General features: G+C 42.4%; 3 protein-coding genes. All 3 read left to right on the top strand.

Annotated features, from left to right (window positions below; all coding sequences use genetic code 11):
* The coding region (locus AC1DSB_RS17900; protein WP_477587267.1) for a VOC family protein at positions 1-177 on the top strand (177 nt) is incomplete at its 5' end.
* A gap of 5 nt (positions 178-182) precedes the next feature.
* Entirely contained in the window at positions 183-1,730 is a 1,548-nt protein-coding gene (locus AC1DSB_RS17895) for an acyl-CoA carboxylase subunit beta (protein ID WP_342543530.1), read from the top strand.
* Between the two features lie 12 nt (positions 1,731-1,742).
* On the top strand, positions 1,743-2,502 hold a 760-nt coding region (locus tag AC1DSB_RS17890), incomplete at its 3' end, for a M20/M25/M40 family metallo-hydrolase (protein ID WP_477587266.1).

The raw sequence follows: 2,502 nt of genomic DNA, 5'->3' as shown, positions 1-2,502 counted from the left end.
GCTTTTGGAGTAGAGGGCATCGACGAACGCATGATTGAACTTCGTGAAAAAGGCGTACGAATATTAAATGAACAGCCGAAGATTGGAGCGGGTGGTGCTCAAGTTGCCTTCTTGCATCCAAAGTCTTCTTTCGGTGTACTTTATGAATTGTGTGATAAAAGCGGGTTAAAGGGGTAATATACATGGACATTTATGAAAAAATCAATGATTTATACGATCGCAAGCGTGAAATAGAACTGGGCGGCGGAGACGATAGAATTGAAAAACAGCACGCTAAAGGAAAATTGACAGCACGTGAACGCATCGATTTATTGGTCGATCCAGGAACGTTCGTTGAATTGAATCCATTCATTGAACACCGTACGGTCGACTTTGGCATGGACACTCAAAAAGGGCCAGGGGATGGAGTCGTTACAGGATACGGGAAAGTAAATGGTCGTGCGATTTATTTATTCTCTCAGGACTTCACAGTATTTGGCGGAGCACTTGGTGAGATGCATGCGATGAAAATTGCCAATGTCATGGACTTGGCAGCCAAAAATGGCGCACCGTTCATTGGGTTAAATGATTCTGGTGGTGCACGTATTCAAGAGGGCGTTGTGTCTCTTGATGGATATGGCCATATTTTCTATCGTAATACCATTTATTCAGGCGTCATTCCGCAAATCTCGGTCATTATGGGACCATGTGCCGGTGGGGCAGTCTATTCTCCAGCAATCACGGATTTTGTCTTTATGGTCGATAAAACAAGCCAAATGTTTATTACCGGTCCAAAAGTTATTGAAACAGTTACAGGAGAAAAAATATCTTCTGAGGACTTGGGCGGTTCAAAAGTACATAATGCCATCAGTGGAAATGCTCATTTCCGTGCTGAAACAGAGCAGGAAATACTTCAGCAGGTTAGAGATTTACTAAGTTTCTTGCCACAAAATAACGATGAGAAACCACCTCGTCTGGAAGCTGACCAAATGGATGATTATCGACCTGAATTAACGGATGTTGTACCGTTTGATGCAATTCGTCCTTACGACATTCGTAAAGTTATCGAACAAGTGGTGGACCAGGATTCATTCATGGAAGTACAGAAAGAGTTTGCACGTAATATTGTAATTGGTCTGGCTCGTATTAAAGGGGAAGTCGTAGGTTTGGTGTGTAACCAGCCGAAAGTAATGGCTGGGGGTCTCGACATCAATTCTTCGGATAAAGCAGCACGTTTTATTCGATTCTGTGACTCATTCAATATTCCAATCATTACGTTTGAAGATGTAACCGGATTTTTCCCGGGAATTAAACAAGAACATGGTGGAATCATTCGTCACGGGGCAAAGATTTTATATGCGTATTCTGAAGCAACTGTTCCGAAGATGACAGTCATTTTAAGAAAAGCATATGGTGGAGCATATGTAGCACTAAACTCTAAATCCATCGGTGCTGATCTGGTGTTCTCTTGGCCAAACGCAGAAATTGCAGTAATGGGTCCACAAGGGGCAGCAAACGTAATCTTTTCCCGGGAAATCGCGCAAAGCGACAATCCTGAACAAACGCGTGCGACAAAAATCGAGGAATATCGCGAAAAATTTGCAAACCCTTATGTAGCTGCTGCACGAGGTATGGTGGATGATGTAATCGATCCACGCGAAACGCGTATTAAACTCATTCAGGCTCTAGATATGATGCGTAATAAGAAAGAAACCCGACCTACCAAAAAACATGGCAATATCCCATTATAAAGGAGTTTTAATATGACAAACCAACGTTTAATTGATGAGTTTTTGGAACTCGTACAAATAGATTCAGAAACAAAACATGAGCAAATAATTGCACCTATCTTAAAAAGCAAAATGGAAGACCTGGGTTTTGACGTAATTGAAGACGACTCGGCTGCCCGAAGTGGCCATGGTGCTGGAAATTTAATCGCCACTTTAAAAGGAACTCTCGCAGATGTGGACACAATATATTTCACGACTCATATGGATACTGTAGTTCCCGGGAAAGGGATTAAACCTGAACTTCGCGAAGACGGCTATATTTATTCCGACGGCACAACGATTTTAGGTGCAGATGATAAAGCAGGCATTGCGGCGTTATTCGACATGATTAAACGCCTAAAAGAAGAATCAGTTGAGCATGGGGACATTCAATTCATTATTACTGCTGGTGAAGAAAGTGGACTTGCAGGTGCAAAACAATTAGATGCTTCTCTAATCACTGCCAAATATGGATTTGCAGTCGATTCAGATGGGAAAGTCGGTGGAATCGTTACGGCAGCCCCTTACCAAGCAAAAATTGGAGCGAAGATTTTGGGCAAAACTGCACATGCAGGCGTTGCACCAGAAAAAGGAATTTCTGCCATTAACATTGCTGCAAAATCAATAGCGAAAATGACATTAGGTCGTATCGATGAAGAAACGACTGCCAATATCGGACGTTTTGAAGGTGGCGGTGCAACGAATATCGTATGCGATGAAGTGAATATTCTAGCTGAAGCACGTTCGATTGTGC

The organism is Paenisporosarcina sp. P4_E4_2, from assembly GCF_056401595.1.
This window is presented reverse-complemented; position numbering and strand designations above follow the sequence as displayed.

Coding starts and splice junctions, on each gene's coding strand:
- AC1DSB_RS17895 (WP_342543530.1), top strand. CDS start 183: ATGGACATTTATGAAAAAATCAATGATTTATACGATCGCAAGCGTGAA.